Source organism: Geminocystis sp. NIES-3709 (assembly GCF_001548115.1).
GTDB lineage: Bacteria > Cyanobacteriota > Cyanobacteriia > Cyanobacteriales > Cyanobacteriaceae > Geminocystis.
In genome coordinates this window covers 3,713,294-3,738,758 of the sequence record NZ_AP014821.1, presented here as the reverse complement: position 1 = coordinate 3,738,758, position 25,465 = coordinate 3,713,294, and the positions used below count along the sequence as shown (strand labels likewise).

Here is a 25,465-nt window from a genome sequence, read left to right as displayed (position 1 = left end):
TTGTTTTGTCTAAGTACCGTTACTTTGTAGCTTTGCTGATAGTATTTCTAGTGCTATGGAGAGAAAAACCTTGGAAGAAAGTCTCTTAAAGGCAAAACGACTCGCTGAAACGGCAAATCTTGCCAAATCAGAGTTTTTAGCGAATATGAGTCACGAAATACGCACTCCTCTTAATGGAGTTATCGGTTTTTCTGAACTTTTATTACAAACAAATGTCAATAATACTCAAAAAAAATATCTTCAATTAGTACATCAATCAGGTAATATTCTTCTTGACTTAATCAACGATATACTAGATTTTTCCAAAATAGAAGCTGGAAAACTAGAATTAGTAATCGAAAAACATGATTTATGGGAAATTTGTACTCAAGTTACTGATATTATTCGTTTTAAAATCAAAGATAAAGAAATAGAATTACTCCTAAATATTTCTCCCGAATTACCTCGTTTTGCATGGATAGATGATTTAAGATTAAAACAAGTCTTAATAAACCTTTTAGGTAATTCTGCTAAATTTACCGATACAGGAGAAATTGAATTAGCAATTAAGATACTAAGTAAACATGATAATTGTTATACCCTAGAATTTTCCGTCAGAGATACAGGTATTGGTATCTCCTCTGACAAACAAAAAACGATCTTTTTGGCTTTTTCTCAAGAAGACGAATCTACCACTCGCAAATATGGTGGTACAGGATTAGGTTTAACTATTTCTCATAAATTAGTGAACTTAATGGGTGGTAAATTACATATTGAAAGCGAACAAGGTAAAGGTAGCCGTTTCTTTTTTTCAATACAAGTTGAAACTGAGATAGGTGAAATGATTATCTATGAAGGTTTAGATAGGATTAAAGAAGTTTTAGTGGTTGATGATAATAAAAATAATAGTAGTATTTTAAAAGATATGTTGGCTCTTAAAAACATTCATGGTGATATAGCGGAAAATGGTATTGTTGCCTTGGAAAAAATTACGACTAATTGTTATCAGGCGGCTATTATCGACTATGAAATGCCTTTTATGGATGGCGTAACAATAATTAGACAAATACGAACAAAACTGATGATTAATGCGGATCAATTGCCTATTATATCGTTACACAGTACGGCGAACGATCGATATATTAGTCAGGCGTGTCAAGGATTACATATACACTCTCAACTCAATAAACCCATCAGTATATCTCAACTATATTCTATTCTCACTCAACTGACGGCAAAAACTTTTACTATCCCGACATGTGTCGAAAATCTAATAAATCTCGATTACTCTAATTATACTATCCTCATTGCTGAAGACAATAAAGTTAATATGACTTTAGCCAAAGTGATGGTAAATAAAATATTACCCAAAATCAAAATTATTGAAGCGAAAAATGGACAAGAAGCGATCGATAAATTTAGGGAATATAACCCTGATATAATTTTAATGGATATACAAATGCCGATGGTGAGTGGTTATGAAGCTACTCAAGAAATTAGAAAAATACCCGTCAATAAATTTACTCCCATTATTGCCTTAACTGCTGGAACTGTTCAAGGGGAAAAAGAACGTTGTTTACAATTAGGTATGAATGATTATATCGGTAAACCGATCGTGGTAGAAGAATTTTCTCGTATCATCAATAAATATATTCGTGAACTACCCACTCAATAATAAATCTTTTAATCTATATCATTATCTAAACCCGGACGGGGAATATCTACAAGTTGAGGATTCCAAGGGGCAAACCAAGGTAATAAAAGTAATCCGGGAAGGGCTAATATTATCGTAAAAAGAAAAAACCATGACCAACCAATATTTTCAACTATTTTTCCTGCCGGTGCAACTAAAATATCTCTACCTACCGCATATAAACTAGATAGTAGGGCGTATTGAGTGGCGGAAAATTGCTGATTACATAAACTCATTAGAAAGGCGATAAATGAAGCTGTGCCTAAACCACCACAAAAATTTTCAATATTAATCGTTAATATCATAATGGGGTAATTTTGTCCTACCTGTGATAATACAAAATAAGATAAATTGCTAATGGCTTGTATTGCTCCAAATATCCACAACGCTCTATTAATGCCAATTTTGCTCATAACTGCACCTCCTACTAAAGTGCCGACAATGGTAGCCAGTAAACCCATTCCCCCTTGAATTGCCCCAATATCGGTTTGTGTAAATCCAGTTTGTAAAAGAAAAGGAGTGGACATATTTGCTAAGAAAGAGTCTCCCAATCGGTAAAGGTTAATGAATAACAACATCAAAATACCTGAGACTACTCCTGAGCGTTGAAAAAACTCTTGAAAAGGCAAAATCACCGCATCTCTGAGACTTTGAGGGCTATTATTGTCGAATTTTGGTTCGGGTGCAAAGAGGGTAAAAGTTACAGTTAGTAGCATTAATCCTGCTAAACATAAATAAACAAAATTAAAAGGCATTAAATCCGCTAAAATCAACGCAAATGAACCTGTTAAGAGTAAAGCAACACGATAGCCTAAAACAAAAGTAGCCGCCCCCGCACCCATTTCATATACTTCAAGAATATCGGTACGATAAGCATCAGCGACAATGTCTTGACTCGCACTAATAAAAGCAATAAATACAGCGTTAATGGCAACAAAAAATAAGGCTTCTTTTGGTCGTTGTAATGACATACAAGCGATCGCAACTACTAATAAAAGTTGAGTAAGAATTAACCAACCTCGACGGCGCCCAAAAAAAGGTGGTACAAAACGATCCATTAAAGGTGACCAAAGAAACTTTAAAGAATACGGTAATCCTACTAAACTAAATAAACCAATAGCGGTTAAATTAACTCCTTCTTGAGTCATCCACGCCTGTAGGGTTTTGTTTGTAAGAAGATAAGGTAATCCAGAGGAAAATCCAATTAATAGTAAAGCTAAAATTTTTCTACTTTCAAAGACTCTAATTAAATTATTCATTAAACTCCTTGAAAAACTATAATTAAAATTAATATTTGTGTATTAGTCATCAATGTACTTTTTTTATATTTAATATTTATCAGTTAAAGAAAAAATTTTGACAAAACTTAATTGTTAATTGTTAATTGTTAATTATTTAACCGCTTCTAATTTGGCTAAACGGCTTTGTAAATCCTGATTTTCTTCTTTAAGTTTATCCACTTCTTGCTGTAAGTTTTTCAAGGTTTTATCACTACTTAATTTACTATTTAGTTGATTAATAGCTTCTTCTGCACGACGTTTAACTCTACCATCAGGGGTGGTATCGGCTAAATTTGTTAACAAAGCAATAGCTTGGGAGTCTTCTATTTGCCCTAAACCACCTATTAATGACATTTGAGTCAAAAAGAATGTATCCGATAGCATAGACTCAAATTTTTCAAGTATAGAAGTTAGTTTATCAGGTTTTTGACCTTTGGAGATCGCTCCTAAGCAACGAATAGCAGTTAAACGTAAGGGTTGAGGAATGCCTAACTCAGTATATTGACTGATAATATCGGCGGCAATTTCGTTGGTTTTTAGTTGACTTAAAGCGTTAATTGCACTCGATCGAATCACCTCATTCCAACCGCTTTTTTCTGTTAAAATCTGCTGTAAGATGGTGATAATTTCTTCTTGTTTACCTTCCAAATTACCCGTGGCGAGTTTGCCTAAACCGTTAATAGCAGAAGATTCTACATAATAACTTTCATCACCGTTGATGACGATGTTTTTTAAGGCTTGGTAACTAGCTTCATTTTTGTGGTGGGTTAAGGCTTCCACTATTGCCCTTCTTACTTTAGCATTATCATTTTGAATATGGGCAATTAATACTTCGGTGGCTTGATTGAGCTTAATTTTGCCCAATTGTTTCGCAATTTCGACTTTTACTCCCCAAAATCCCTCATTTTCTAGGGCTTCTTTTAAGGTTTTCAATGCCTCTAAATTACCTTTTTTCCCAATGGCGATCGCTGCGTATATTCGAGAAGTTACATCAGGATCATGATTTAATTGATTTTTTAGTTCAGCAAATCCATACTCTAATTTAACAGTTTTTAGATGATAATTACCAACATCAAAAGAGATAAAATCAGGTTTTTCTGCCAAAGGAAAATAAAAAACTTGCTCGGGTTTATTAAGTTTAAGAGATAATAGTTTTAAATCAGGTTTTTCTCCTTTTCTGATATAACCAAATGCCAAAGGTATTTTTAAGTTAAATAAATCAATAAATTTACCATTATCTTCCTTTGCTTGAGTTTGTGTAATAGTTACTATAGCTAAATTTGATTCACTATCCCAACTATAATTAATTTTAAAGTCAGGATGTCCTCCTCTAAAAACATATTGATCAAAAAGAGGACTTAAATTATAGCCTGTTGCTTTCTCGATCGATCTTAATAAATCGATAGTTTCGACAGTTTTATGAGCATGATCATTAACAAAAGTATGGGTAAATTTATCAAATAATTCCTCTCCTAAAATTCCTCGAATCATATGATAAACACAAGCGCCTTTTTCGTATAGATGACGATCGTATAACTCAATAGCTTCTCGGTAAACATTTGTAACAATAGGGCGACGATAACGAGAAGAATCCTCTTGTAGATAACTTCTCGCCTCTTTCAATAAATAATATGCTCCTTCATCATGACCGTATTCATGTTCAGTCCATAATACTTCTGCATAGGAAGCAGCCCCCTCTTTAATCCATGCGTGACTCCAATGTTTAATTACTACTAAATCCCCAAACCATTGATGTGCTAATTCATGAGCCACTAGACTTTCAGTATTACGATTATCTAAAGAGGCTTGTTCATCTAATAAACAGCGATCGGTTAAAATAGTAGTAGATGTGTTCTCCATCCCCCCGAAAATAAAATCATCGACACACACTTGAGCATATTTAGAATAAGGGTAAGGATAACCATATTTTTGACTGAAAAATTCAATCATTTTTGGGGTTTTACCCATGCTAATTTTCGCTTCTGTTTCTCGTCCTTTTTCCACATAATAATTAACGGGGGTACCTTGCCATTTATCCTCAATTTCTGCAAATTTACCTACTGCTAATGTCATTAAATATGTAGGATGAACTTGAGGTTGTAGCCAATAGTAGGTTTTATATCCGTCTAATTCTTCTACTTTAAATAACTCACCATTAGAAATAGCAATATATTCTAAAGGTACTTTTACTATTATTTCTGATGTTGCTAATTGTCCAGGATAGTCAAAACAAGGAAACCAGTATCTCGAATCTTCATCTTCTCCTTGTGTCCATACCTGACTCGGTTTGTTTGGGTAATATTCATCGGGGACAATAAAATATAAACCTCTTTGTGGTTTTTCCTTGCTATACTCGATCGCAATTTTTAAATCTACTTCTGTGGTGGGTTGCAAAAGATTGATCGTAATAATTTGTCCATCATAATCGAAAGGTTGACTGATATTGTCAATTAAGACAGATTCGATCGTTAAATCAACGGCATCGAGGGTTAATTGAGTAATATTACTTCTAACGGGGGTTAAGATAATCGTACAAATACCTCTAAAACTTTGCCTTGAAATATCTAAGTCTAAATCAAGGGCGATATGTTGCACTTGTCCGTATCGATCGGGATTATAATGAGGTTTAGAACCGGGTAACTCAAAACTTTTCTTTTCTTCTGCATCGAAAAAATATTGCCAACGACTCATAATTGCAATTTAGAGGATTTAGGTATATGAAAGAATATGTTAACAAATTAACTTGTCGAAATTGAGTTAATTCAGAGAAAGGTAACAGAAAACGTTCTTAATTTGGTTAAATTTATAGAATTTAGGACTTTCGCAAAAACAGTTTTTCTTGCCCCCTATACTCACCGTAAATAAAATAGAAATATTGTGGAGATTTATTAAATATAAATGGTTAGAACTTTTGGCTTATGGGCTGAGGGGGCGACAATGAAGCTAAAAAGACTATGCTGTAAGGGATTGAACATGGTAATCTGGATAAAGATGAGATATTTTCAGTTTGTATATTAATAATAATAGAAAAAGATGTTTCAACTTCCCCAAGATTATCAAGATAATTTTAAAAAGCAGTTTAATTTACCTCAATATTTAACTCTTTGTCTTTTAGTTAACTTACTCCAAAATCTTAAAACTGTTAGGTTAGAAGAAATGGCAAAACTTTTTCCTTATCCGATTAAATTAAGAAGTAGAATTAAAAAGTTACAAAGATTTCTAAGTCTGGAAAATTGGAAAATTGAAACTATCTGGTTTCCTATTTTAAAATCATGGATTATTAATAATTGGGAATCGAAAAAAGTTATCTATTTAGTAATTGATAGAACACAGTGGCAAAATATTAATATATTGATGGTAAGTTTAGTTTATAATCAAAGAGCTATTCCCATTTATTTTACATTACTAGATAAAAAAGGAAGCAGTAATTTATTAGAACAAAAACAAGTATTAGAACCGAGTATTAATTTATTAATTGAATATAAAATAATCGTTTTAGGAGATAGAGAATTTTGCTCTGTAGATTTAGCAAAGTGGTTATCACTAGAGAAACAGGTTTATTTATCTCTACGTTTAAAAAAGAGCGAATATGTCGAATTAGAATCTGATATATGGTTTCGATTAAGTGAATTAGGTTTATGTCCTGGATTCTCTGTATATTATCGAGGAATAAAAGTTACAAAAACGAAGGGATTTTCAGGAATTAATTTAGCAGCAAAGTGGAAAAAAAATTATCGAAATAAATCTAGCAAAGAGCCATGGTTTATTCTCACAAATTTAGCAAGTATGTCGGAAACAATCTCCGCTTATTCCAAAAGAATGGGCATCGAAGAAATGTTTAGAGATTTGAAATTAGGCGGTTATAATTTAGAGAGTACAAAAGTCAATAATGAACGACTAATTTCTTTAATTATACTAATAACGTTATCCTATAGTTATTCAACATTTATAGGAGAAGAAATTAAAAGAAAAGGAATAAGTGAATATCTAGTTCGTCCGACTGAAAAAGGTAGAAAATATAAAAGAAATAGTGATTTTTCTATTGGTTTAAATGCCATAAAATGGCTAAGTGAAATCTGCTTTTTCCAAGAACAATTAGAGGAGTTAACCTCTTTATTTCCTCAGAAACACTCCTATTATCGTCAAGGTATGAGGGCTATTTCCCTTATCCAATCTGCATTATGAGTGCTTTGTCGTCCCCTCAGGCTTATGGGAGTTATTTGAATTTAATAAAAGCGGTAGAAGATGTATTAATAAATTTTGGTTCAAAATATACAATTAATTTTGCCTGAGAACTTAAAATTAATTCTTAATACCTAGTTTTAATATCATCCAAATCTATTGTAAGTCCGAATTATTTTTTCCCTTAATCCATTTTTTAATTGCACTTGATATTTCATTTAAGTTGCAAGGCTTTGATAAATAGCTATTCATTCCAGAATCTATACATTTTTCTTTATCTTTTTCCATAGCGAAAGCCGTCAAACCAATAATAATCATGTCTTTAGTTTTTTCATTTTGACGAATTGCAAGAGTTGTATCATAGCCGTCTAAAATTGGCATTTGACAATCCATAAAAATTAAATCATAGGATTTTTTTTTAAGTAAATCTAAGGCTATTTGCCCATTGTCAGCAATATCGCACTTATATCCTATTTTTTTGAGCTGATTTTTAACTACTATTTGATTAACTTTATTATCTTCCACCAACAGGATTTTTTCTTGTTTTGCAATAAATTTTTTATCGATAATATTTTCTTTAGTTTGATAGTTTAAAGATTCAGAAGATAAATAACTTAATGATTTTAGGTTAGCAGTAAACCAAAAAGTTGAACCTTGATCCAAATTACTTTTAATACCGATATTACCACCCATTAATTCTACTAATTTTTTACAAATAGATAATCCCAATCCAGTACCTTGAAAATTTTTAGTAGTTGAATTTTCTACTTGAGAAAATGGTAAAAATAATTTTTTCTGATCTTCTAAATTAATACCAATTCCACTGTCTTGAATTGCAAAATATAATTCTATTTCGTTTTGTTTATTATCAGATAATCGACTATATTCTTTTATGATAATTTTTATATTTCCTTTTGAAGTAAATTTTATAGCATTACCTACTAAATTAATCAAAATTTGCTTTAAACGTTGACAATCTCCTAAATATTTGACAGGTAAATCTTTTGTTATGTCTAATTCTATGGTTAAATTTTTTTTTTTTAAAGTAAAACTAAATAAATTTATAAGTTCTTTTACTATATCTTGCAGTATAAATTCTGTTAAATGAAGCTCAATTTTTCCTGCTTCAAGTTTTGATAAATCTAAAATATCATTAATTAAATTAAGGAGATTTTTTCCACTAGATTCAATAATAGTTAAATAGTCTTTTTGTTCTTCCGTTAAATTGGTGAAAGATAACATTTCAGCCATTCCTAAAATGCCATTCATGGGAGTGCGAATTTCGTGACTCATGTTAGCTAAAAAAGCACTTTTAGCTTGAGTTGCTTGATAGGCAATATCTCTTTGTTTTTTTAATTCTGTGAGTAATAATCCTTGTTGAATAGCAATTGTAATTTGCAAACTAACTTCATTTAAAAAACTAATTTCATTGTTTTTCCAGTAATGTATTTCTTTACAAAAATGGACAACTAATACCCCCCATAATGGATTTTCTACACTTTCAATAATAATAGGAATTGTCACGATAGATTTAACTTGAAATTGTTTTAGTAATTGTTGATGACAAGGAGTAAGATTAGATTCATTGATGTTGCTAATAACTTGTTTGCGAAAATTAATTACATATTCTTCACGGTTTCTTGAATCTTCAAAAAAAGTATCTGTAATATTTAAACCTAAACTTTTTAAAAAAGGATTATTCACCTCCTCGGCGATAATTTTTCCTTCTCCTAATCTATTTAGTTTATAAATTAAAACTCGATCGCAAAGTAAATATTTTTTAATTTCTGTTACTGAAGTTTGAATAATTTCCTCTAATTCTAAAGATTTACGAATATTTAAACTAATTTTTGATAATAAATTTTTCTGTAATTGAATTTCTTTTAATTGAGATGATATACGTATTTTATAAACATTTTCTTTAAGTTTTTGTGCAAAATTATTAAATAAAATATTCTCTTTTAAAAAATAATCAACTACACCATTTTTAAACGCATCTACCACCAGTTTTTCATTACCAAAACCGGTCATCAGGATGATACAAACCTCATTTAATTTTCTGAATTTTTGATAATTTTTAATTAATTCAATTCCGTTCATATCTGGAAGTTGATAATCAGTAACGATGACATCTACTTCTTTTCTTTTTAAGAAATTTAATGCCTCTTGAGCAGTTTTTGCTGTATAAACATTAAATAGAGAATTTTGATCTTCAGTAAGAAATTTTTGATAAAGTTTTAAATCTAATTCTGAATCATCAATTAATAAAACCTCGATTATTTGCTCTTCTGAATTAAAATTTTGAGTGCTTGTTAAAGTAATAAGATTATAAATTGTATTAATAAATTTGTGAAAATCTAAATCACTTTTAACTAAATAATCTTGAATATTTTGTTTCATCGCTTGGAGGGCGATCGCTTCATTTCCTAAGCCTGTCATCATAATAATGGGAACTTCTGGAAATTGATCTAATTTTTTAATTGCTGAGATTAATTTCAAGCCATTCATGTCAGGAAGAGAATAATCAACAATAACAAAATCAGGTTTTTTAGCCCGAAAAAAATCTAAGCCTTCTGTTGCGGTTTCAGCGTATTCTATCTTATAGTAATGAAGTTGATCTTTTTGTAAAAATTTTTGATAAAGTTCAAAATCAGCTAAAGAATCTTCAATAATTAAAACTTGATAAATTTCCGATCGACAATCAACATCATTATTAACTAACATGATTGAGACTCCTGTATAGTCGTCATAAAAATAAATTAAAATGTTGGTAAAAAGTATGTTTATAACATTTTAGAGCATGGTGTATTTACATTGAGCCAATGAGATAATATTGTTTTAATATATTCCTCTAAGAGAATAACATTCATAGGTTTTATGACATAAGCATTTGCACCTTTACTGTAACAATCTTCAATATCTTTTGAATGAGAAGAACTACTAAAAATAACCACAGGAATTAAGTTAAAAAAAGGATCAGATTTAATTTTTTGTAAAACTTTTTTACCATTTATTCCGGGTAAATTTAAGTCTAATAAAATTAGCGATGGATTGGGGAATTTTTCTTTATTTGAGTTCTGTAAAAATTTTAATGCTTCTTCTCCCGTTTCAGAATGATGAATAAGACATTTGATACTGTTTTTATTAACCACTCTCATAAACATTTCATAGTCTTCTTCGCTATCTTCTATCACCAGTAACCTATGAGGTAATTCCGAATGTAAAGGCTTAAATTGTTCTGCTATCATTGTTATTTTTCCTCCATTTCCAGTGTAAAGTAAAAGATTGACCCTTGTCCATAGGTTGATTCAACCCATATTTTCCCACCATGACGTTCAATGATTTTTTTTACAATAGTTAAACCCGCACCAGTGCCACCTCCAAAAGTTTTTTGTCCATGTAATCTTTTAAAAATATTGAAAATTATCGTTTGATGTTCTTCTTCTATACCAATACCATTATCTCGAACATAAAAAATAATTTGGGAAGATTTTTGTGAGTTTCTTAAATAGCCAATTTCAATAATTTTTTCAGGTTGATTATTATATTTTAATCCATTAGTAATTAAGTTCATAAAAACTTCTTCTATGAGAGTTTTATCACCCTTAAAAGTAGGAATTTTTTCGACAATTCTAATATCTAGTGATTCTTGTTGAGAAACTTCAAGAATTGGTATTATCTCTTCCTCGATCATTTGTTTAATATCAATAGTTTCAAGATGAAGTTCTTTGCGTCCTAAACGGGAATAGTATAATAAAGCATCCATGAGCCTTTCCATTCTTTTAGTTAAAGTCATTAACATATTTAATTTTCGAGAACCATCTTCATCTAAAACCTGTTCATAATCTTCTAATAATAAATACGAATAGTTATAAATGCCCCTTAAAGGTTCTTTGAGATCATGAGATGCAATATAGGCAAAGGAATCTAACTCCTCATTACTTCTTTGTAATTCAATATTTAACTCAATTAATTCATTAGATTTTTTAAAGATAATATCTATCAGTAGGTTACGGAACTCCATAATCTGTTGAATTTCACTCTTAAGCCAAGGTAAAGAATGCCCTGTCAGGTTTTGTTTCCAAAGTTCAAAGGATTTTCGAGGAGTAAGAGTAAGAGTGCCATCTTCTTCTAACTGAGCTTCTTTATGGGGATTTCCAGCCCATGTAACAATCTGTGAGACTTCAGGTCGAAACCAGATGATATAAGAATCTTTAACTCTACTTAGATAAAGTATCATTATGCCACTGGCTACGGATTTAATGGGGATTCCTTGTTCATAAATTCCTGAAAGGTGATCAGTATGGAAAAAATTTTTATCATTATTTCCTTTTAACCAAGCCACAAGCTCATTTATGGCAAATATTTCAGGAGTTGTGCCTGTTAGTTTTAATTCTCCCTCAAAACATATCGCCAATCCTTGGGCATTGACTAATCCTTTTACTAAATCAATATTTTCAGATAAACTTTCAGCAATATTTACTGTTTGGGATAATTTTTTTATTACCTCAGAAAGTCTTTCTTTAATTTCTATTTTATTGGAGAAGTTTTCTTTATCCTCTTTGGCAATAAGATTTAAAGACATAACCTTACCCAAAAACTCACAAGCAGTTCTCATTTCGTAAGGGAGATATTTCGGTTGATAGTGATGACAGGCAATCAATCCCCATAATTTATTTTCATGGAGGATAGATATGGACATAGATGCTTGTACTCCCATATTTTGCAAGTATTCAATATGAATAGGGGAAACACTTCTCAAAGTCGAATAACTAAGATCAAAAGGTTCGTTAGTGAGGGGATGGGGTGGCAGAGAAATTCCTTGAGAGTCAATATCAGAAATAATACGAATATAGTTTAATTTATATAATCTTCTTGCAGGTTTTGGTACGTCTGTGGGAGGATAACGTAATCCGAAAAAACTCTCTAACTCTTCTTTTTTATCTTCTGCAATTACATTACCTGAGCCGTCTTCATCAAAACGATAAATCATCACTCGATCAAATCCTGTCAGTTCACGTATATTCTTAACGATTATTTCTGATAAATCTTGTAGATTAGCACTGATTTGCATTTCATCGACGATTTTTTTGGTCAGATTGTAAAAATTGAGGAAGTCATTTTGATATTTTTCATCAACAGGCTCAAATTCAAGAAAAATAAATCCTTGATTTTCGTGAACTATTAAATTTAAAGTTTCATTGTTAATTTTAATTCTGAGGGGATTAATGGAAGCAAAATCTTTATTTAAACAACTTTTTATTCGTTCAATACTGCTATTATTTAGTAATGTAGCTAAAGGAAAACCAATTAAATCTACATATTTATAACCAAGGATTTTTTCTACATTTTTACTTGCTTGAATAATATCAAAAGAGTCTTTATCTAAAACAATTAATGTGCCATGACACTGAATAGAATTAGGGGTATGAATTTGTTCTCTAGCACAGTTAGTTAAATCAACATTTTCAGATGTAATGACAATTTTTTCTGCTTTAGACTTTGACATAAATTATTAACTTCAAATTTTTAAATCCCATCATTATAACCTAGTAATTCCTGAGAGAACGACAAAGCACTCAGATCTTAGATCTTAGCTTATAACTGTTTAAGCAAACTTGATATTTCCCCCAGAATTGGAGAATCAAGAGGGCTGGTGCGTAAGTCTTGGAATTAATAAAAAAAGTCTTCCCCCATTAAGAGAAAGACTTAAGTATTTGGTGAATTTTTTACAAGTTAGCCTAAAGCATTAGCACCTGATACAACTTCAAGAATTTGTTGAGTAATAGATGCTTGACGAGCTTTGTTATAAGATAATGTCAAGGTTTTCATTAATTCTTTAGCATTTTCACTCGCATTACTCATCGCAGTCATTCGAGCGGCTAATTCACTAGCGGCAGACTCTTGTAATGCTCTTAATAATTGGTTATTAATGTATAATGGTAGTAATGAGTCAAGAATCTGAACAGGATCTTGTTCAAAAATCATCTCTCTAGGCAAAGTTTGTGCCGTATTCGCTACAGTTTCTCTTTCTACCTGAAACTCACCACCCTTTACTGTTAAACGGAAAATTTCATCGTCATGAACTTCCAAACCTTGAGGAGTTAAGGGTAATAAAGTTTGAATTACAGGTTTAGAACTGATTAAGGACATAAAACGAGTATAAATTAATTCTACCCGATCGATATTCTTAGAAAAAAATAAAGACAATAATTCATCAGCCATCGCCCCAGATTCTTTCGCTGTAGGAATTTGCTCTAAACCGAAATACTGCTGTGCAATAGGCTCGTTTCTACGTTTGAAGTATTGTCCTGCTTTACGCCCGATCGTTACATAGGTATAATCAATACCTTGCTCTTTCAATTCCGCCGCCCGTTGTTCAGCTTTTTTTATTACATTCGTATTGTAGCCACCACATAAACCACGATCGCCTGTAATGACGAATAAACCAACAGTTTTAACTTCTCTTTCTTTGAGTAAAGGTAAGTCCACATCTTCAAAGCGGAGACGATTTTGTAAGCCATAAAGAACTTGGGCTAAAGTATCCGCAAAAGGGCGGGTAGCTGTAACTTGTTCTTGAGCTCTTCTAACTTTCGCCGCCGCCACTAGCCGCATGGCTTCAGTAATTTTTTTTGTATTTTTTACCGAGTCAATGCGATCGCGTATCGCTTTTAAATTAGACATAATTTTAATTCACAGTTGATAGTTGACAGTTGACAGTTGACAGTTAAAAACCGTAATGTTATCTATCGAACTCTGAACTCAAATGATATTTATTACGGCATTAACTAATCCTATTCTGAATATTTCAAGAAGTAAGGTGAGCAATAAATACCCACCTAAAATTCATTAAATTAAGCAGAAAATGCTTGTTTAGCTTCGGTAATAGCTTCTTTCAATAAAGTTTCAGCCTCATCAGTGAGTTTTTTCTCTGTACTGACGATTTCTACAAATTTAGGCTTGTTGTTTTTGATGTAGTTTCTCAATTCAGCAACAAATTCTACAACTTTGTCCACGGCAATATCATCTAATAAACCGTTGATACCACTATAAACCTGAGCAACTTGTTCCCAAATCGCTAAAGGAGAATTTTGAGGCTGTTTGAGCAACTGACGTAAACGTTGCCCTTTGGCTAATTGTGCTTGAGTCGCTGCATCTAAGTCAGAAGCAAATTGAGAGAATGCTTCTAATTCTGCAAACTGGGCTAATTCTAATTTTAATTTACCTGCGACCTGTTTCATGGCTTTGGTTTGAGCGGCAGATCCTACACGAGATACAGAGATACCAGCGTTAATAGCAGGACGGAAACCAGAGTTAAACAAGTCAGAAGATAAGAAGATTTGACCATCAGTAATAGAAATTACATTGGTAGGAATGTAAGCAGAAACGTCACCAGCTTGGGTTTCGATGATAGGTAATGCAGTCATACTTCCACCACCTAATTCATCGCTGAGTTTAGCCGCTCTTTCTAATAAGCGAGAGTGTAAGTAGAATACATCTCCGGGATATGCTTCACGACCGGGAGGACGACGTAATAACAAGGACATTTGACGGTAAGCCTGAGCCTGTTTAGATAAGTCATCATAAATTACGAGAGTTGCTTTACCTTTGTACATGAAGTACTCAGCGATCGCAGCACCAGTATAAGGAGCTAAATATTGTAAGGTTGCAGGATCGTTAGCATTAGCCGCTACAATCACAGTGTAGTCTAAAGCACCTTTTTCTTTTAAGGTATCAACCACACTAGCAACGGTGGAAGCCTTTTGACCGATCGCAACGTAAACACAAATTACGTCTTCGGATTTTTGGTTAATGATAGTGTCAACAGCAATGGCAGTTTTACCAGTTTGTCTGTCACCAATAATTAACTCCCGTTGCCCTCTACCTACCGGAATCATCGCATCGATCGCAGTAATCCCAGTTTGCATAGGTTCACAAACCGATTTACGAGCAACGATACCGGGGGCTGGAGACTCAATTAAGCGGGATTCAGAAGCAACGATTTCACCTTTACCATCAATAGGACGGGCTAAAGCATCTAAAACTCTACCCACTAAGGCTTCACCTACAGGGATTTGAGCAATTTTACCAGTAGCTTTAACGTTACTACCTTCTTGAATGCCAATACCGTCACCCATTAATACAACCCCAACGTTATCAGCTTCTAAGTTAAGGGCGATACCAACAGTTCCATCTTCAAATTCTACAAGCTCACCGGACATGACTTTATCTAAGCCATACACACGGGCGATACCATCACCGATTTGTAACACTGTACCAACGTTGGAAACTTGAACCTGTTGATCATAAGATTCAATCTGTTGGCGAATAATACTAGCAATTTCGTCTGGTCTGATCATATTCCTTTATTTTTAGCGACTTATATTTAAAAGTTTGCTTGTTAATACAATTGATCGTTTTTACTAAACCTTTGAGGGTTGATTGTTTTTAGATACTATTGTTTGTAGTTAGCTCTCAAGAGCTTTAACGTTTTACGACTAAAGTCGATACTAGGAAACCTAAATGCCAAGTACATTAAGACTAATACGACGTAATTGTCCTTTAAGACTAGCGTCATAAACTTGAGAACCGACTTTGATGATTACACCACCAATGATGTCTGGATCGATTTTAGTCTGAATTTCAACCCCTGTCGCTCCAGTAATATTTTTGATTTTAGTGACTAATTTTTCAGCTTCACCCTCATACAGTCTTACTGCGGAGGTAACTTCAGCTAAAACTATATTATTCAACTTACGGAGGATTTCGAGATATTTACTACAAACTCCTTCGATAAAGCCAATACGTTTTTTATCCACTAATAAAAGTAAAAAGTTGAGCAAAAAGGGATTGATTTGCTCTCCGGCGACTTGTTTAATAACAGCTTTTTTATCCTCAGCTTTCACCAATGGACTAGCTAAAAAAGTTTTTAATTCTGGAGATTCTTGGATTAATGTCAATAAAGAACGGACATCATCACCGATCGCATCAGTAATATTTTTTTGTTGAGCTAGAGACATTAGGGCTTCAGCATAAGGTTCTACTACTTCGGCGGTAATAGCACTTTGCATAAATTTAACCTCCTAATTGGTCAACCGCACGACTAATGAGCTTACCTTGCACTTCATCAGTCAAAGTTTCTTTTAACTGCTGTTCTGCTTTTTCTAAGGCTAATACAGCAATTCTTTTTCTTAAACCCGCTACTACTTTAGCTCTTTCGGAGTCTAACTCTTGCACAGCAGTAGCTCTCATTCTTTCAATGTCTTTTTGTCCTTGAGCCAAAATTTCCGCCCGTAATTTCTCGGCGGTGGACTCTGCATCGGATTTGATTTGTTTCGCTGTTGCTTGAGCTTTGTTTAAGTTTTCTTTTCCCTCAGCTAAAGCCTTTGCAGCCAAACTGGCTGTATTTTCTGCTTCTTGAATTTCCTCAGCAATTCTATTGCGTCTTTCTGTAAGTAAATTACTTATGAATTTTCCACCATAGACAAATAACAACCCAATTATTACAACTAGGTTAATAACGTTAGAACCGAGAATATCTGAAGTTATACCAAATCCGCCTGCAGTTTCTTCAGTGGCTAGATAAAATAAAGTCACCATAATTAATCTTTAGTAGAATTAGGCTTATCCATAGAAGGAAAACAAGAGAGAATCAAATATAACTCTCTGTTTCTTGTTAACCTTGTTATTTAACGAATTCAAGTCCGATCACTTTCTCAAGAATTTGTCGGCTTAAAACCGTCACTTCTTGCTCTAAAGCACTCAAAGCCGCTACTCTTTCTCCTTCAATTTGTTCTGATGCTTTTTGACGTTCAGCAATTACTTCTTGCTGTGCCTTCTGAACTTGATCAGATACAATTTTTTGGGCTTCAGATTGAGCGGTACTGATAATGCTTTGGGATTGTTTACGGACTTCTTTTAATTCTTGTTGATATTGTTGAGCGAGGGCTAAAGCCTCTTCTTTTTTATTTTTGGCTTGAACCAATTGATCTTGAACGTAAGTAGCTCGATCGTCAATGGCTTGACCTAAAGGTTTGTATAAAAGGGCATTGAGTATGGTTGCTAACAGTAAAAACTGGATTGCCATTAAAGGCAAAGTAGCATCAAAATCAAATAAGCCTCCTTCTGCGGTTTCCGCCGCTAATAAAATCCATTGTGTCATCATAGTTTGACTCAGGGGGCAGAATTTATTTGTTCCGTTTTTCTAATCTGCAATTATGCTTAGGAGTATTACTGCAATTGTCTATTTTATTCAGCGTTTAGGTTTTAGGAGGGGTTGTTAATAACTCCATTAAAAACCTAATACCTAATACCTGAATCTTTTGCTTTGGGTTATCCTAGTTCTAATTAACTTATTAGGAAAAAGGATTGGCAAATAATAATATTAATGCTACAACTAAACCATAAATGGTTAGAGCTTCCATAAACGCTAAACTAAGAAGTAGGGTAGCGCGAATTTTACCTTCAGCTTCTGGTTGACGAGCGATACCTTCTACTGCTTGACCAGCAGCGGTTCCTTGACCAATACCAGGTCCGATCGCACCTAAACCTACAGCTAAACCAGCAGCGACAACAGAAGCAGCAGCGATTAATGGTTCCATAATTCTTTCTTTTTCCTTTTAATTAATTTAGTACAACAAAAAATTTAATTTTCGGTTTTCATAAGAGGATTGATTAAAATTGCAATCGTTCTCTTATGTTAGTTAATCACACAATGGTCATTAATTTATCCCAAAAAGTATTTAACTATATTTTGGGTTTTTATGATAGTCAGTTTTATTATTTTTCTGACCTAGTTATAGTAACTTGAATAGTTATTTTAATTAGTGAACTAAGCTAAGTTATGGAGTTTTGAACAAAACCAGTGTATTAACTGCTCACTATCAAGGATTAACTATCTTAGTCGTGGTGTTCTTCTCCGTGACCTTCCATTGCTTCTCCGATATAAGAAGCCGCTAGGGTAGCGAAGATTAACGCTTGGATACCGCTAGTAAATAACCCTAGGATCATTAAGGGTAAAGGAACAATTAGAGGTACGAGGAAAACTAATACTCCTACCGCCAATTCATCCGCTAAGATGTTACCGAATAAACGGAAACTTAGGGAAAGAGGGCGAGTAAAGTCTTCAATAGCACGGAATGGTACCATGATAGGTGAAGGTTGAGCATAGTCAGCAAAGTAACCTAAGCCTTTTTTACTAATACCGGCATAAAAGTACGCTAAGGATGTTAATAAAGCAAATGCTACGGTGGTGTTGATGTCAACAGTAGGAGCGGACAATTCTCCTTCGGGGATTTCGATCAACTTCCAAGGAATTAACGCACCTGACCAATTAGACACAAATATGAATAAAAATAATGTGCCGATAAAGGGTACCCAAGGACGATATTCTTTTTCACCGATTTGATCTTTAGCTAAACCGCGCAAGAAGTCCAACACATATTCCATGAAATTTTGGAAACCAGTGGGGATTCTTTGGATATTTCGAGTAGCTGCGATCGAAGCGACAAGAAGAACACCGATTACGAACCAAGAGACGAGAAATACTTGTCCGTGTACTTTGTATTTACCGATCTCCCAGTAAAAATGTTCTCCAACTTCGATAGCCGCTAAGTTAACAGAGTTGAGTAAGTTTATTGTGTTTGCAAGTTCCATTGAACAAGATTTTTCCTGATTTTAGGAATCTTTGACAATTTATCATAAAATTAGCCATTTTTCTCTGATTTATTTAGATTGCCCAATAAACTACTGGGTAAAATATAAAAAAGAATAGCGGCTTTGTAAGTCATGAAACCGAGAAAAACCGGAATCACTTGTAATTGTTCCCTTTGAGTGGCAACAATAATTAAACCAACGAAAATAGCGAGTCGTGTAGCACCAATCTTTTTTTTTGATTTACCTATCTTTTCTACTTCCCTCGCCAACATATTCACATAAACTAAGCTAAAACAAGCTCCCAATAGGTAATTTAGGCTAGTATTTAAGCTATAAAAACACCATACTAAGATAAAGCTAACTACAGAGATCGAAATAGTGCTTATCAAGAGATTATTTCGGAGTTGATAAAACTCTTTCATGGAATCTCCTTTTTGTTCTGGTATATTACTCTCAACTTCGTTAGGTTGATCGATCGTGGTTAGGGGAGTAGAGTCGGAATTGCTCACTTTGACTGCTAGATTCTCTGGGAATTACCGTTAAAAATTCTACCATGAGATCGATCGATAATATTAATTTTTGTTAATTTGATTTGAGGTGTCAGGTATCGGGTGTCGGGTATCAGGTTTAAAAATCAAAAAAAATTCACTATTTTTCTTTTGACTACTATTTTTTCTTTTGACTTAGTTTTGACATTAAACTATGTAACATTCTGCCAATTTCTTCACATTTGTTTAATAGGATTTTTAATTCTTCCTGTTTGATATAGCCTAATCGCCCAACAATCATCAAATGAGTTTCTAGTTCTTTGAGTGAACCATTCTCAATTGAAAGATGACGGATATAATCTCCCAAATGATTTCTTCCTTTTCCTTCTGCAATGTTTGCAGGAATTGAAACCGCCGCTCTTTGTATTTGACTACTTAACCCATAAATTTCAGTTTTGGGAAATTGAGAAGTTAATTGATAACATCTCACCACCAAATCCATTGATTTTTGCCAAACTGTTAAATCTCGATAACTTTTTACTTCAATCATTTTCATTCAACCTGATACCTAAAACCTAACACCTAGTCAGTTATATATAATTGCCTATAAAATTTCCATACTTGCCATAAATTACCCTGCATCAAGGCACTAACTCCTTTAAGATATTGAAACTCAATTACATCTGGTTTAATTTCTAAGGCTGGTTGTAAGGCTTTTTCTCCTTCTTTTCCTTTCCAGTCGTAGAGATACAGAAAACTCAAATAGGCGTGGTTAAAAGGATTTTCTGGATTTAGCGATACCAATTTTTGAGCAGTCTCGATCGCATTATCAACTTTTTGTTGTAACACTTGAGATAAAAGTAACGTATAGAGATAGTCTAAGTTAGTTTCCGTTTGCAGACGATATTCCATCACCTTTTGTGTTACTTTGAGATAGTCTTGAGTGGGATCATATTGATTGATACGAGTAACTTCTGCAAATACAGGAGTTAAACCTTCAATTCCTTGAGATAAATTAGGAGCAAATTGACTAATTTGAGAGACTAAATCTAATTCTCTTTTTACGGTAATTTCTGCTTCATTATCGATCGTCACTTTTATTTCTGGAATAATAATTTTTTCAGTTTCTCCAGTGCCATAGTTGAGATATTTAGCTTCTAAAATATAATCTCCTTCTGTGAGAGAATTAGGCGGAAACATAGCAGTATTTTCGATAACTTGAAAATCTTGATTAATTTGCTCTAAAGAAACATTATTAGGGTGTAAATTTCCCATCGCAATATGATGATCATGAGTCCATTTATCTTGATTTTCTAAAGATTGCCAATCTAAAATTACGATTCCATTATATAAATTTTCCCACGAGCCAGACCATTTATAAGTAATAGGAATAGGTTGACCTGATGGGAAGATTTCTGGGACAGTTATTTCATCTAATTTAACTTTACTATTGTTAGTATTTAAAGTTAAAACTTCATTAAAAGGTAGTTTGCGGCGATATAAGTTTAATTCACTATTATCTGGCAATAGCCATTGATTAACAATATAAAAATTTTCGCTATTTTCAACTAATTCGACAGTCTTTTTTTGGGCTTCAGGAATTGAACCTTGAATACCAGTTTTCAATAAAAACCATTCCATAGAATGAACATCTTTACTCACTTCTTTTTCTCTAACTCCTACTTGTCTTCCGAATACTTGAAAATTAGGAATTGCACCATAAAAAGAAATATTATGTTGATTAATTTCTGGAGTTGAAGGCAAAACACCAATATTAGATCTTAGATAAGGAGTAATTTCGATCGTGCTAGGAATAACCATCGGAGTTGCCCATTTTTCTCCCATATAGGGAAAATTTTGCATTTCAGGACTAAGTTTTTTCGTTAAAAATTCACCACCTAAAGGAAATAAATTAAATATCATTAATAATAAAGCTAATAACAGTGTAAATATTTTAAAAATAGTTGCTCCAATATTTTGATAACTAAAAGTTAATGCAGATAAAATTAAACTTAATACGGGTAATAATGGTAAAATATAACGAGCATCTTTATTCATATTTAAAGATGATAATAAATAGCCTCCTAGTAAAAACATCCCTAACCAAATTGTAATTAAAATTGTTAATGAGTATTTATTTTTAGATTTTATATTATTTTTATTTTGGTAAAAATTATCTTGAATATAAGCCCAAATATTTTTATATTTATTGTTTCTATTTGTATAAAATTTAAGAAGTAAATAGATTAAACAAATTAAAGGTATAATTAGTAAATGCCATGATAATAAATAGGGTAAGACTTCTCCGTAAAAAGTCCAAGCCTTTAGAGTATTTAATGGTGGATCCCCTTCTAAAATAGCAGAATCTATCGTGGCTCGTTTTCCAGAAGTAAAAATTAATAACCAATTAGTCCGATACCAAGGAAAAAAGATAAAAATAGAAACAACAAAACTAGCAATTAATTGCGTTAATTTATACCACTTTTTATATATAAAAAGAGAGATAAAAGCAAAAATAACAGGTAAAAAAAGGAAAAATGCAAAAGTTTGTTTTAACATTACTCCTAACCCAAAAGAAATTCCTGATAAAATAGCAAACCACCATGAGGATTGAGGTTTAGTAAAATACCAGTAAGTTAAACAAGTGAAACTAAAAGTAACAATTACAGTGAGGGGATAATCTAATAAAAATTCAAGACGATAACGATATAAAGCAGGGATTAATTGGACTAATAAACAAGCAAATAGAGCAATTTTTGAATTAAAAAATAAGACTCCCAGAAAAAATATAGAAATTAATAAAATTAAACTAAATAAAGATAAAACTAGATTTCCATGATCAACACTTGGTTCTAAAGTTAAGAAAAATGGAGATGTAATAATATACATTAAAGGGGGAACTTTATTTGATAATAACCACAATTGTCGCCACCAAGAACCATCAAAAAAATGAGGCGTTTTAAAGGCTTCTTTATACAACATTACCCCATTGAGATATTCCGCAGGATCCCAAGCAGGTATCGTATTATCTAAACTAAACCAAATTCTATCAATTACAAAACCTAAGCTCCAAATTAATATTAGACATACAATAATAAAAATTGGGGAAACTCGATCGATTGATTTAGGATTATCTTGCGAGATTTTTTGCAATATCATTTAACTAATTAATTTAGAGTAATAATTATTGATTTTATAAATAAATATCCAACTAATTGGCAGACAAATTATTATATTATGGAGAGGTAGAAATATCGAGAATTTTAACCTGTTAATATGTTTTATGTATAAATTAAAACAATTGTTAAGTTAATTTTACTTTTTTTTGCAATTTGATTTAAGACGATAAGTCACAAGTTATAATCAAATGATAATAAATTCTATGGGCAAAACTTTTGGAGTTTACATAGTAATTCGTGATTAAAAAGAAAAGTGTACCATTAAAAGATTGTCTCTTATTGCTTTTTAGGTAATCTTAGACAAATATACAACTCATCAACAGTTTTCTACAGATAAAATTTCATAGCAATGAGTTGTAACCAATTGTGAATCAGAAAAGTGTAATCAAATAGAAAAAATATTGTTAAGTAATGTCTGGGTTGAATAAAAAATTAAAAATTGTTTCTTTAGGGATTTTAACTATAGCAGGTGGTGCAGGATTGATTTGGATTGCTAATTTACCTTATCCTATGATTCGTCGCCCTGTTGCTAGTGTGGCTCCGATCGTGCTACTCCCTAGTTATATCGCTATGGATAATAATTATAAAAATGCGATCGCTAATGTAGAACAAGCAGATCAACTGGTTAACAATTCTACCAGTCGTGCAGATATTGAATTAGGAAATGAAAAAGTTAAACTTGCTCAAAATCATCTAAATCAATTACCTGTTTGGTTTTTAGGATATGAGCCTCAATTTTATTGTAGTTTTTTTACTTGCAGTTGGAAATTTACTTTTGATGAGTTTGAGAGGGCAAGAAAACAAATTGGACGCATGGAAGCGGTTGTTTTTCAAGAAATTAATGCTTTAAATGAATTAGAAAAAGCTCAAAAGTCCATTGATTCTGCGAAAGAAAGTTATCAAAATGCCAAAAATGATGCAGATAAACAAAAAAGTGTTAATAATTGGCAAAGTTCGATCGATAAACTAATAGAATTACCGTCTAATACTTTGGCAAAAAGAATAAGTGATAGTAAGCTATTGGCTTATCAAAGAGATTTTCAGGAAGTTTCAGGAATTATTGCAGGAGGAGAGCGAACCAATATCAGGATTAGTGCGGCTCAAGAGTTTGCCACTTCAGCATCTAAATTATGTAATAAGCCCCCTCATTCTGCTATTATTTGGGAACAATGTGAAAACCTATGGCAACAGTCGATCGATCATCTTAAATCTATTCCCTTAGAAGATACAGGATATTTAGAAGCACAAAAACTATTAGCTAACTACACAACGAACTTAGCAACAATTCAAATTCGGAAACAAGTTGAAACCGAATCGGCTCAATATTTTACAGAAGCAGAAAGGAGAATAGAAAAGTTACTTGAAGTAGATAATACAGAGAGTAAATTAGTTGCCAGTCAACTTCAGGGAATCATTAATCAATTAGAGAAAGTGCAATCTGGTACAACTTCTTACAATCAGTCTCAAAAACTCTTAAAATCTGCTAACGATAAATTACAACAATTCCAATAAATAATTTAGAGTATTTTAAACTTTGGATAACTCACAAAATAGATTATTCACCGTTGGGTTAACGGTACTTAGACAAAAATTATGCCCAAATAAACCCTAAACTAGCTTTATATAAACTAAATACTTCCACATTGTCTTTTAACCATTGAAAAAAGCGAAAAGACACAGCATTACGAAACGCTTCCAATGCCTCAGCAAAAGTATTTAACGGTTTATTCCCCCATTGTCTTCTTAAACCTCCTGTCAAACGATGCCATTGAATAAAAGTGTAGGCACAAAATACCAAGATAAAATGTCTCATTAAACTTCTTTTATTTCTCACTTGGTATTGTGATAACCCTAACCATCCCTTGATTTCACGGTAAAATACTTCTATCCAATTTCTTTGTGTATAAGTTTCTACTATCCAATTTCCACACACTTTTTCTCCTATTTCATTAGTCATTAAATAATCAATATCTGTGGAATTTTCAAAAGTATCTGCATTCATGACGATAGCTACAGTTTTTATTCCCGACAAAGCTGATAATTCAATATTTATCGTTGCTACCCAAAGAGTTTTTTCTCGATTTTTTCCTATTCTTATTTTTTCAAAACTATCTTGGGGTAATGATTTTGCTATTTCAGCTATGGTTTTTTCAGACTCGATAAAATCTTGTTTTACCAATTTTACTAATCTATTTTTAGCAATAATTCCTATATATTTTAAATTCTTTTTTTCTAGTTTGCCTAATAAATTAGTATTGTTTCCATAACCACCATCCATTAAAATTATTTGGGGACAATAATTTCGATTTAAACATTTTTCAATTAAATTAAAGGCAATGTCTGGTTTTTTCTGAAATTGTGGAGCGTCTTTTCCTTCAGGGAAATTTTCGGCTTTTTCATATAATTCAACGTCTAAAGGAAAACTTCTCACACCATCATAAATGTGAGTAGTGACTATAACATTACCATTATCAGTTTTGCCAATTTCACCAATATATTGTCTTCCCACACAGTCAGTAAAGTTTCCACTTTTACGATGACCTGAATCGTCTATAATTAAGGAGAAACATCGACTAATTTTTGTTTGACGACAGGATGCAATAATTTCTAATCTTTTATCATTTACCTCATCATAATTCCAAGTGGACTCTGTTAAGAAATGGTGTAATTTATGATAAGTAATATCAAGATTATTATGGGCAATTTGAGTTATATTTTTTCTTTGAGAATCTCCTAATAAACCGCCCAAATAATTTCTAAACTCTCGTTTTTGTGCCTTTGTTTTTAAGACTGGGTCTATTTTTTCACACCAGCGATTGAAACATGGGGGCATTGATGAAGAAGTAATTTCTTTCATTTTGACCTAAAAGCAATATGATGTAAAAATTATAGCTTAATTGTTGTTATTGTTTTGTCTAAGTACCGTTAATTACTTCTCTGAGAAAAGTTAAGTTGAAGTCATAACTACACAGGGTACTAGCTTTATGATGACTAGGTAAATTTAACCAG

19 protein-coding genes are annotated in these 25,465 nt (G+C 32.4%); 3 read left to right on the top strand and 16 right to left on the bottom strand.

Annotated features, from left to right (window positions below):
- The first annotated feature begins 55 nt into the window (after nt 1-55).
- Nucleotides 56-1,654: a response regulator gene (locus tag GM3709_RS15930; RefSeq protein WP_066121118.1), complete on the top strand. Its 1,599-nt coding sequence runs from the start codon at nt 56-58 to the stop codon at nt 1,652-1,654.
- A gap of 8 nt (nt 1,655-1,662) precedes the next feature.
- Here the strand turns inward: GM3709_RS15930 and GM3709_RS15925 are convergent, their stop codons facing one another.
- Both GM3709_RS15925 and GM3709_RS15920 read right to left on the bottom strand, forming a co-directional pair.
- Nucleotides 1,663-2,931, bottom strand: coding sequence for an AmpG family muropeptide MFS transporter (locus GM3709_RS15925; RefSeq protein ID WP_066121116.1), 1,269 nt, complete (start codon nt 2,929-2,931; stop codon nt 1,663-1,665).
- Between the two features lie 132 nt (nt 2,932-3,063).
- Nucleotides 3,064-5,643, bottom strand: coding sequence for a M1 family metallopeptidase (locus GM3709_RS15920; protein WP_066121114.1), 2,580 nt, complete (start codon nt 5,641-5,643; stop codon nt 3,064-3,066).
- Between the two features lie 342 nt (nt 5,644-5,985).
- Here GM3709_RS15920 and GM3709_RS15915 point away from each other — a divergent pair, with 342 nt between their 5' ends.
- On the top strand, nt 5,986-7,137 hold the full coding sequence (locus GM3709_RS15915) for an IS4 family transposase (RefSeq protein WP_066116666.1): 1,152 nt from the start codon (nt 5,986-5,988) through the stop codon (nt 7,135-7,137).
- A gap of 153 nt (nt 7,138-7,290) precedes the next feature.
- On the opposite strand, the gene GM3709_RS15910 is transcribed toward GM3709_RS15915, so the two are convergent.
- The 13 genes from GM3709_RS15910 to GM3709_RS15850 all read right to left on the bottom strand — a co-directional run bounded on the left by GM3709_RS15910 (nt 7,291) and on the right by GM3709_RS15850 (nt 22,436).
- The gene (locus GM3709_RS15910) at nt 7,291-9,858 is read right to left on the bottom strand and encodes a response regulator (RefSeq protein WP_066121112.1); all 2,568 of its coding nucleotides are present in this window, start codon (nt 9,856-9,858) and stop codon (nt 7,291-7,293) included.
- A 59-nt stretch (nt 9,859-9,917) separates the two neighbouring features.
- Complete coding sequence (locus GM3709_RS15905; RefSeq protein ID WP_066121110.1) at nt 9,918-10,382, bottom strand: response regulator; 465 nt, start codon at nt 10,380-10,382, stop codon at nt 9,918-9,920.
- A gap of 2 nt (nt 10,383-10,384) precedes the next feature.
- Complete coding sequence (locus tag GM3709_RS15900) at nt 10,385-12,643, bottom strand: ATP-binding protein (RefSeq protein ID WP_066121108.1); 2,259 nt, start codon at nt 12,641-12,643, stop codon at nt 10,385-10,387.
- Nucleotides 12,644-12,870: 227 nt separating this feature from the next.
- Entirely contained in the window at nt 12,871-13,818 is a 948-nt protein-coding gene (locus GM3709_RS15895) for a F0F1 ATP synthase subunit gamma (RefSeq protein ID WP_066121106.1), read from the bottom strand.
- A 170-nt stretch (nt 13,819-13,988) separates the two neighbouring features.
- Nucleotides 13,989-15,494 (bottom strand): F0F1 ATP synthase subunit alpha, encoded by a 1,506-nt coding sequence (atpA, locus tag GM3709_RS15890; RefSeq protein ID WP_066121104.1) that lies wholly within the window; start codon nt 15,492-15,494, stop codon nt 13,989-13,991.
- 159 nt (nt 15,495-15,653) lie between these two features.
- Nucleotides 15,654-16,205 carry an ATP synthase F1 subunit delta gene (gene atpH / locus GM3709_RS15885; RefSeq protein WP_066121102.1) on the bottom strand — a complete coding sequence of 184 codons (552 nt, stop codon included), beginning with the start codon at nt 16,203-16,205 and terminating at the stop codon, nt 15,654-15,656.
- Between the two features lie 4 nt (nt 16,206-16,209).
- The gene (locus GM3709_RS15880; RefSeq protein ID WP_066121100.1) at nt 16,210-16,734 is read right to left on the bottom strand and encodes a F0F1 ATP synthase subunit B; all 525 of its coding nucleotides are present in this window, start codon (nt 16,732-16,734) and stop codon (nt 16,210-16,212) included.
- 85 nt (nt 16,735-16,819) lie between these two features.
- Nucleotides 16,820-17,296 (bottom strand): F0F1 ATP synthase subunit B', encoded by a 477-nt coding sequence (locus tag GM3709_RS15875; protein WP_066121098.1) that lies wholly within the window; start codon nt 17,294-17,296, stop codon nt 16,820-16,822.
- A 193-nt stretch (nt 17,297-17,489) separates the two neighbouring features.
- Nucleotides 17,490-17,735 (bottom strand): ATP synthase F0 subunit C, encoded by a 246-nt coding sequence (gene atpE / locus GM3709_RS15870; RefSeq protein ID WP_066121096.1) that lies wholly within the window; start codon nt 17,733-17,735, stop codon nt 17,490-17,492.
- 298 nt (nt 17,736-18,033) lie between these two features.
- Nucleotides 18,034-18,789 carry a F0F1 ATP synthase subunit A gene (gene atpB / locus GM3709_RS15865; protein WP_066121094.1) on the bottom strand — a complete coding sequence of 252 codons (756 nt, stop codon included), beginning with the start codon at nt 18,787-18,789 and terminating at the stop codon, nt 18,034-18,036.
- Between the two features lie 50 nt (nt 18,790-18,839).
- The gene (locus GM3709_RS15860) at nt 18,840-19,298 is read right to left on the bottom strand and encodes an ATP synthase subunit I (protein WP_066121092.1); all 459 of its coding nucleotides are present in this window, start codon (nt 19,296-19,298) and stop codon (nt 18,840-18,842) included.
- A gap of 157 nt (nt 19,299-19,455) precedes the next feature.
- The gene (locus tag GM3709_RS15855) at nt 19,456-19,827 is read right to left on the bottom strand and encodes a four helix bundle protein (protein ID WP_066121990.1); all 372 of its coding nucleotides are present in this window, start codon (nt 19,825-19,827) and stop codon (nt 19,456-19,458) included.
- Between the two features lie 32 nt (nt 19,828-19,859).
- Nucleotides 19,860-22,436 (bottom strand): glycosyltransferase family 39 protein, encoded by a 2,577-nt coding sequence (locus GM3709_RS15850; RefSeq protein ID WP_066121090.1) that lies wholly within the window; start codon nt 22,434-22,436, stop codon nt 19,860-19,862.
- 431 nt (nt 22,437-22,867) lie between these two features.
- Between GM3709_RS15850 and GM3709_RS15845 the strand changes: the two genes are divergently transcribed.
- Nucleotides 22,868-23,968: a hypothetical protein gene (locus GM3709_RS15845; RefSeq protein ID WP_066121088.1), complete on the top strand. Its 1,101-nt coding sequence runs from the start codon at nt 22,868-22,870 to the stop codon at nt 23,966-23,968.
- Between the two features lie 79 nt (nt 23,969-24,047).
- Here the strand turns inward: GM3709_RS15845 and GM3709_RS15840 are convergent, their stop codons facing one another.
- The gene (locus tag GM3709_RS15840) at nt 24,048-25,313 is read right to left on the bottom strand and encodes an IS701 family transposase (RefSeq protein ID WP_066115324.1); all 1,266 of its coding nucleotides are present in this window, start codon (nt 25,311-25,313) and stop codon (nt 24,048-24,050) included.
- Nucleotides 25,314-25,465 lie beyond the last annotated feature (152 nt).

What these genes read in the sequence shown, in the direction of transcription:
- GM3709_RS15930 (WP_066121118.1), top strand. Translation starts at nt 56, where the DNA reads ATGGAGAGAAAAACCTTGGAAGAAAGTCTCTTAAAGGCAAAACGACTC.
- GM3709_RS15925 (WP_066121116.1), bottom strand. Translation starts at nt 2,931, where the DNA reads ATGAATAATTTAATTAGAGTCTTTGAAAGTAGAAAAATTTTAGCTTTA.
- GM3709_RS15920 (WP_066121114.1), bottom strand. Translation starts at nt 5,643, where the DNA reads ATGAGTCGTTGGCAATATTTTTTCGATGCAGAAGAAAAGAAAAGTTTT.
- GM3709_RS15915 (WP_066116666.1), top strand. Translation starts at nt 5,986, where the DNA reads ATGTTTCAACTTCCCCAAGATTATCAAGATAATTTTAAAAAGCAGTTT.
- GM3709_RS15910 (WP_066121112.1), bottom strand. Translation starts at nt 9,858, where the DNA reads ATGTTAGTTAATAATGATGTTGATTGTCGATCGGAAATTTATCAAGTT.
- GM3709_RS15905 (WP_066121110.1), bottom strand. Translation starts at nt 10,382, where the DNA reads ATGATAGCAGAACAATTTAAGCCTTTACATTCGGAATTACCTCATAGG.
- GM3709_RS15900 (WP_066121108.1), bottom strand. Translation starts at nt 12,643, where the DNA reads ATGTCAAAGTCTAAAGCAGAAAAAATTGTCATTACATCTGAAAATGTT.
- GM3709_RS15895 (WP_066121106.1), bottom strand. Translation starts at nt 13,818, where the DNA reads ATGTCTAATTTAAAAGCGATACGCGATCGCATTGACTCGGTAAAAAAT.
- atpA (WP_066121104.1), bottom strand. Translation starts at nt 15,494, where the DNA reads ATGATCAGACCAGACGAAATTGCTAGTATTATTCGCCAACAGATTGAA.
- atpH (WP_066121102.1), bottom strand. Translation starts at nt 16,205, where the DNA reads ATGCAAAGTGCTATTACCGCCGAAGTAGTAGAACCTTATGCTGAAGCC.
- GM3709_RS15880 (WP_066121100.1), bottom strand. Translation starts at nt 16,734, where the DNA reads ATGGTGACTTTATTTTATCTAGCCACTGAAGAAACTGCAGGCGGATTT.
- GM3709_RS15875 (WP_066121098.1), bottom strand. Translation starts at nt 17,296, where the DNA reads ATGACACAATGGATTTTATTAGCGGCGGAAACCGCAGAAGGAGGCTTA.
- atpE (WP_066121096.1), bottom strand. Translation starts at nt 17,735, where the DNA reads ATGGAACCATTAATCGCTGCTGCTTCTGTTGTCGCTGCTGGTTTAGCT.
- atpB (WP_066121094.1), bottom strand. Translation starts at nt 18,789, where the DNA reads ATGGAACTTGCAAACACAATAAACTTACTCAACTCTGTTAACTTAGCG.
- GM3709_RS15855 (WP_066121990.1), bottom strand. Translation starts at nt 19,827, where the DNA reads ATGATTGAAGTAAAAAGTTATCGAGATTTAACAGTTTGGCAAAAATCA.
- GM3709_RS15850 (WP_066121090.1), bottom strand. Translation starts at nt 22,436, where the DNA reads ATGATATTGCAAAAAATCTCGCAAGATAATCCTAAATCAATCGATCGA.
- GM3709_RS15845 (WP_066121088.1), top strand. Translation starts at nt 22,868, where the DNA reads ATGTCTGGGTTGAATAAAAAATTAAAAATTGTTTCTTTAGGGATTTTA.
- GM3709_RS15840 (WP_066115324.1), bottom strand. Translation starts at nt 25,313, where the DNA reads ATGAAAGAAATTACTTCTTCATCAATGCCCCCATGTTTCAATCGCTGG.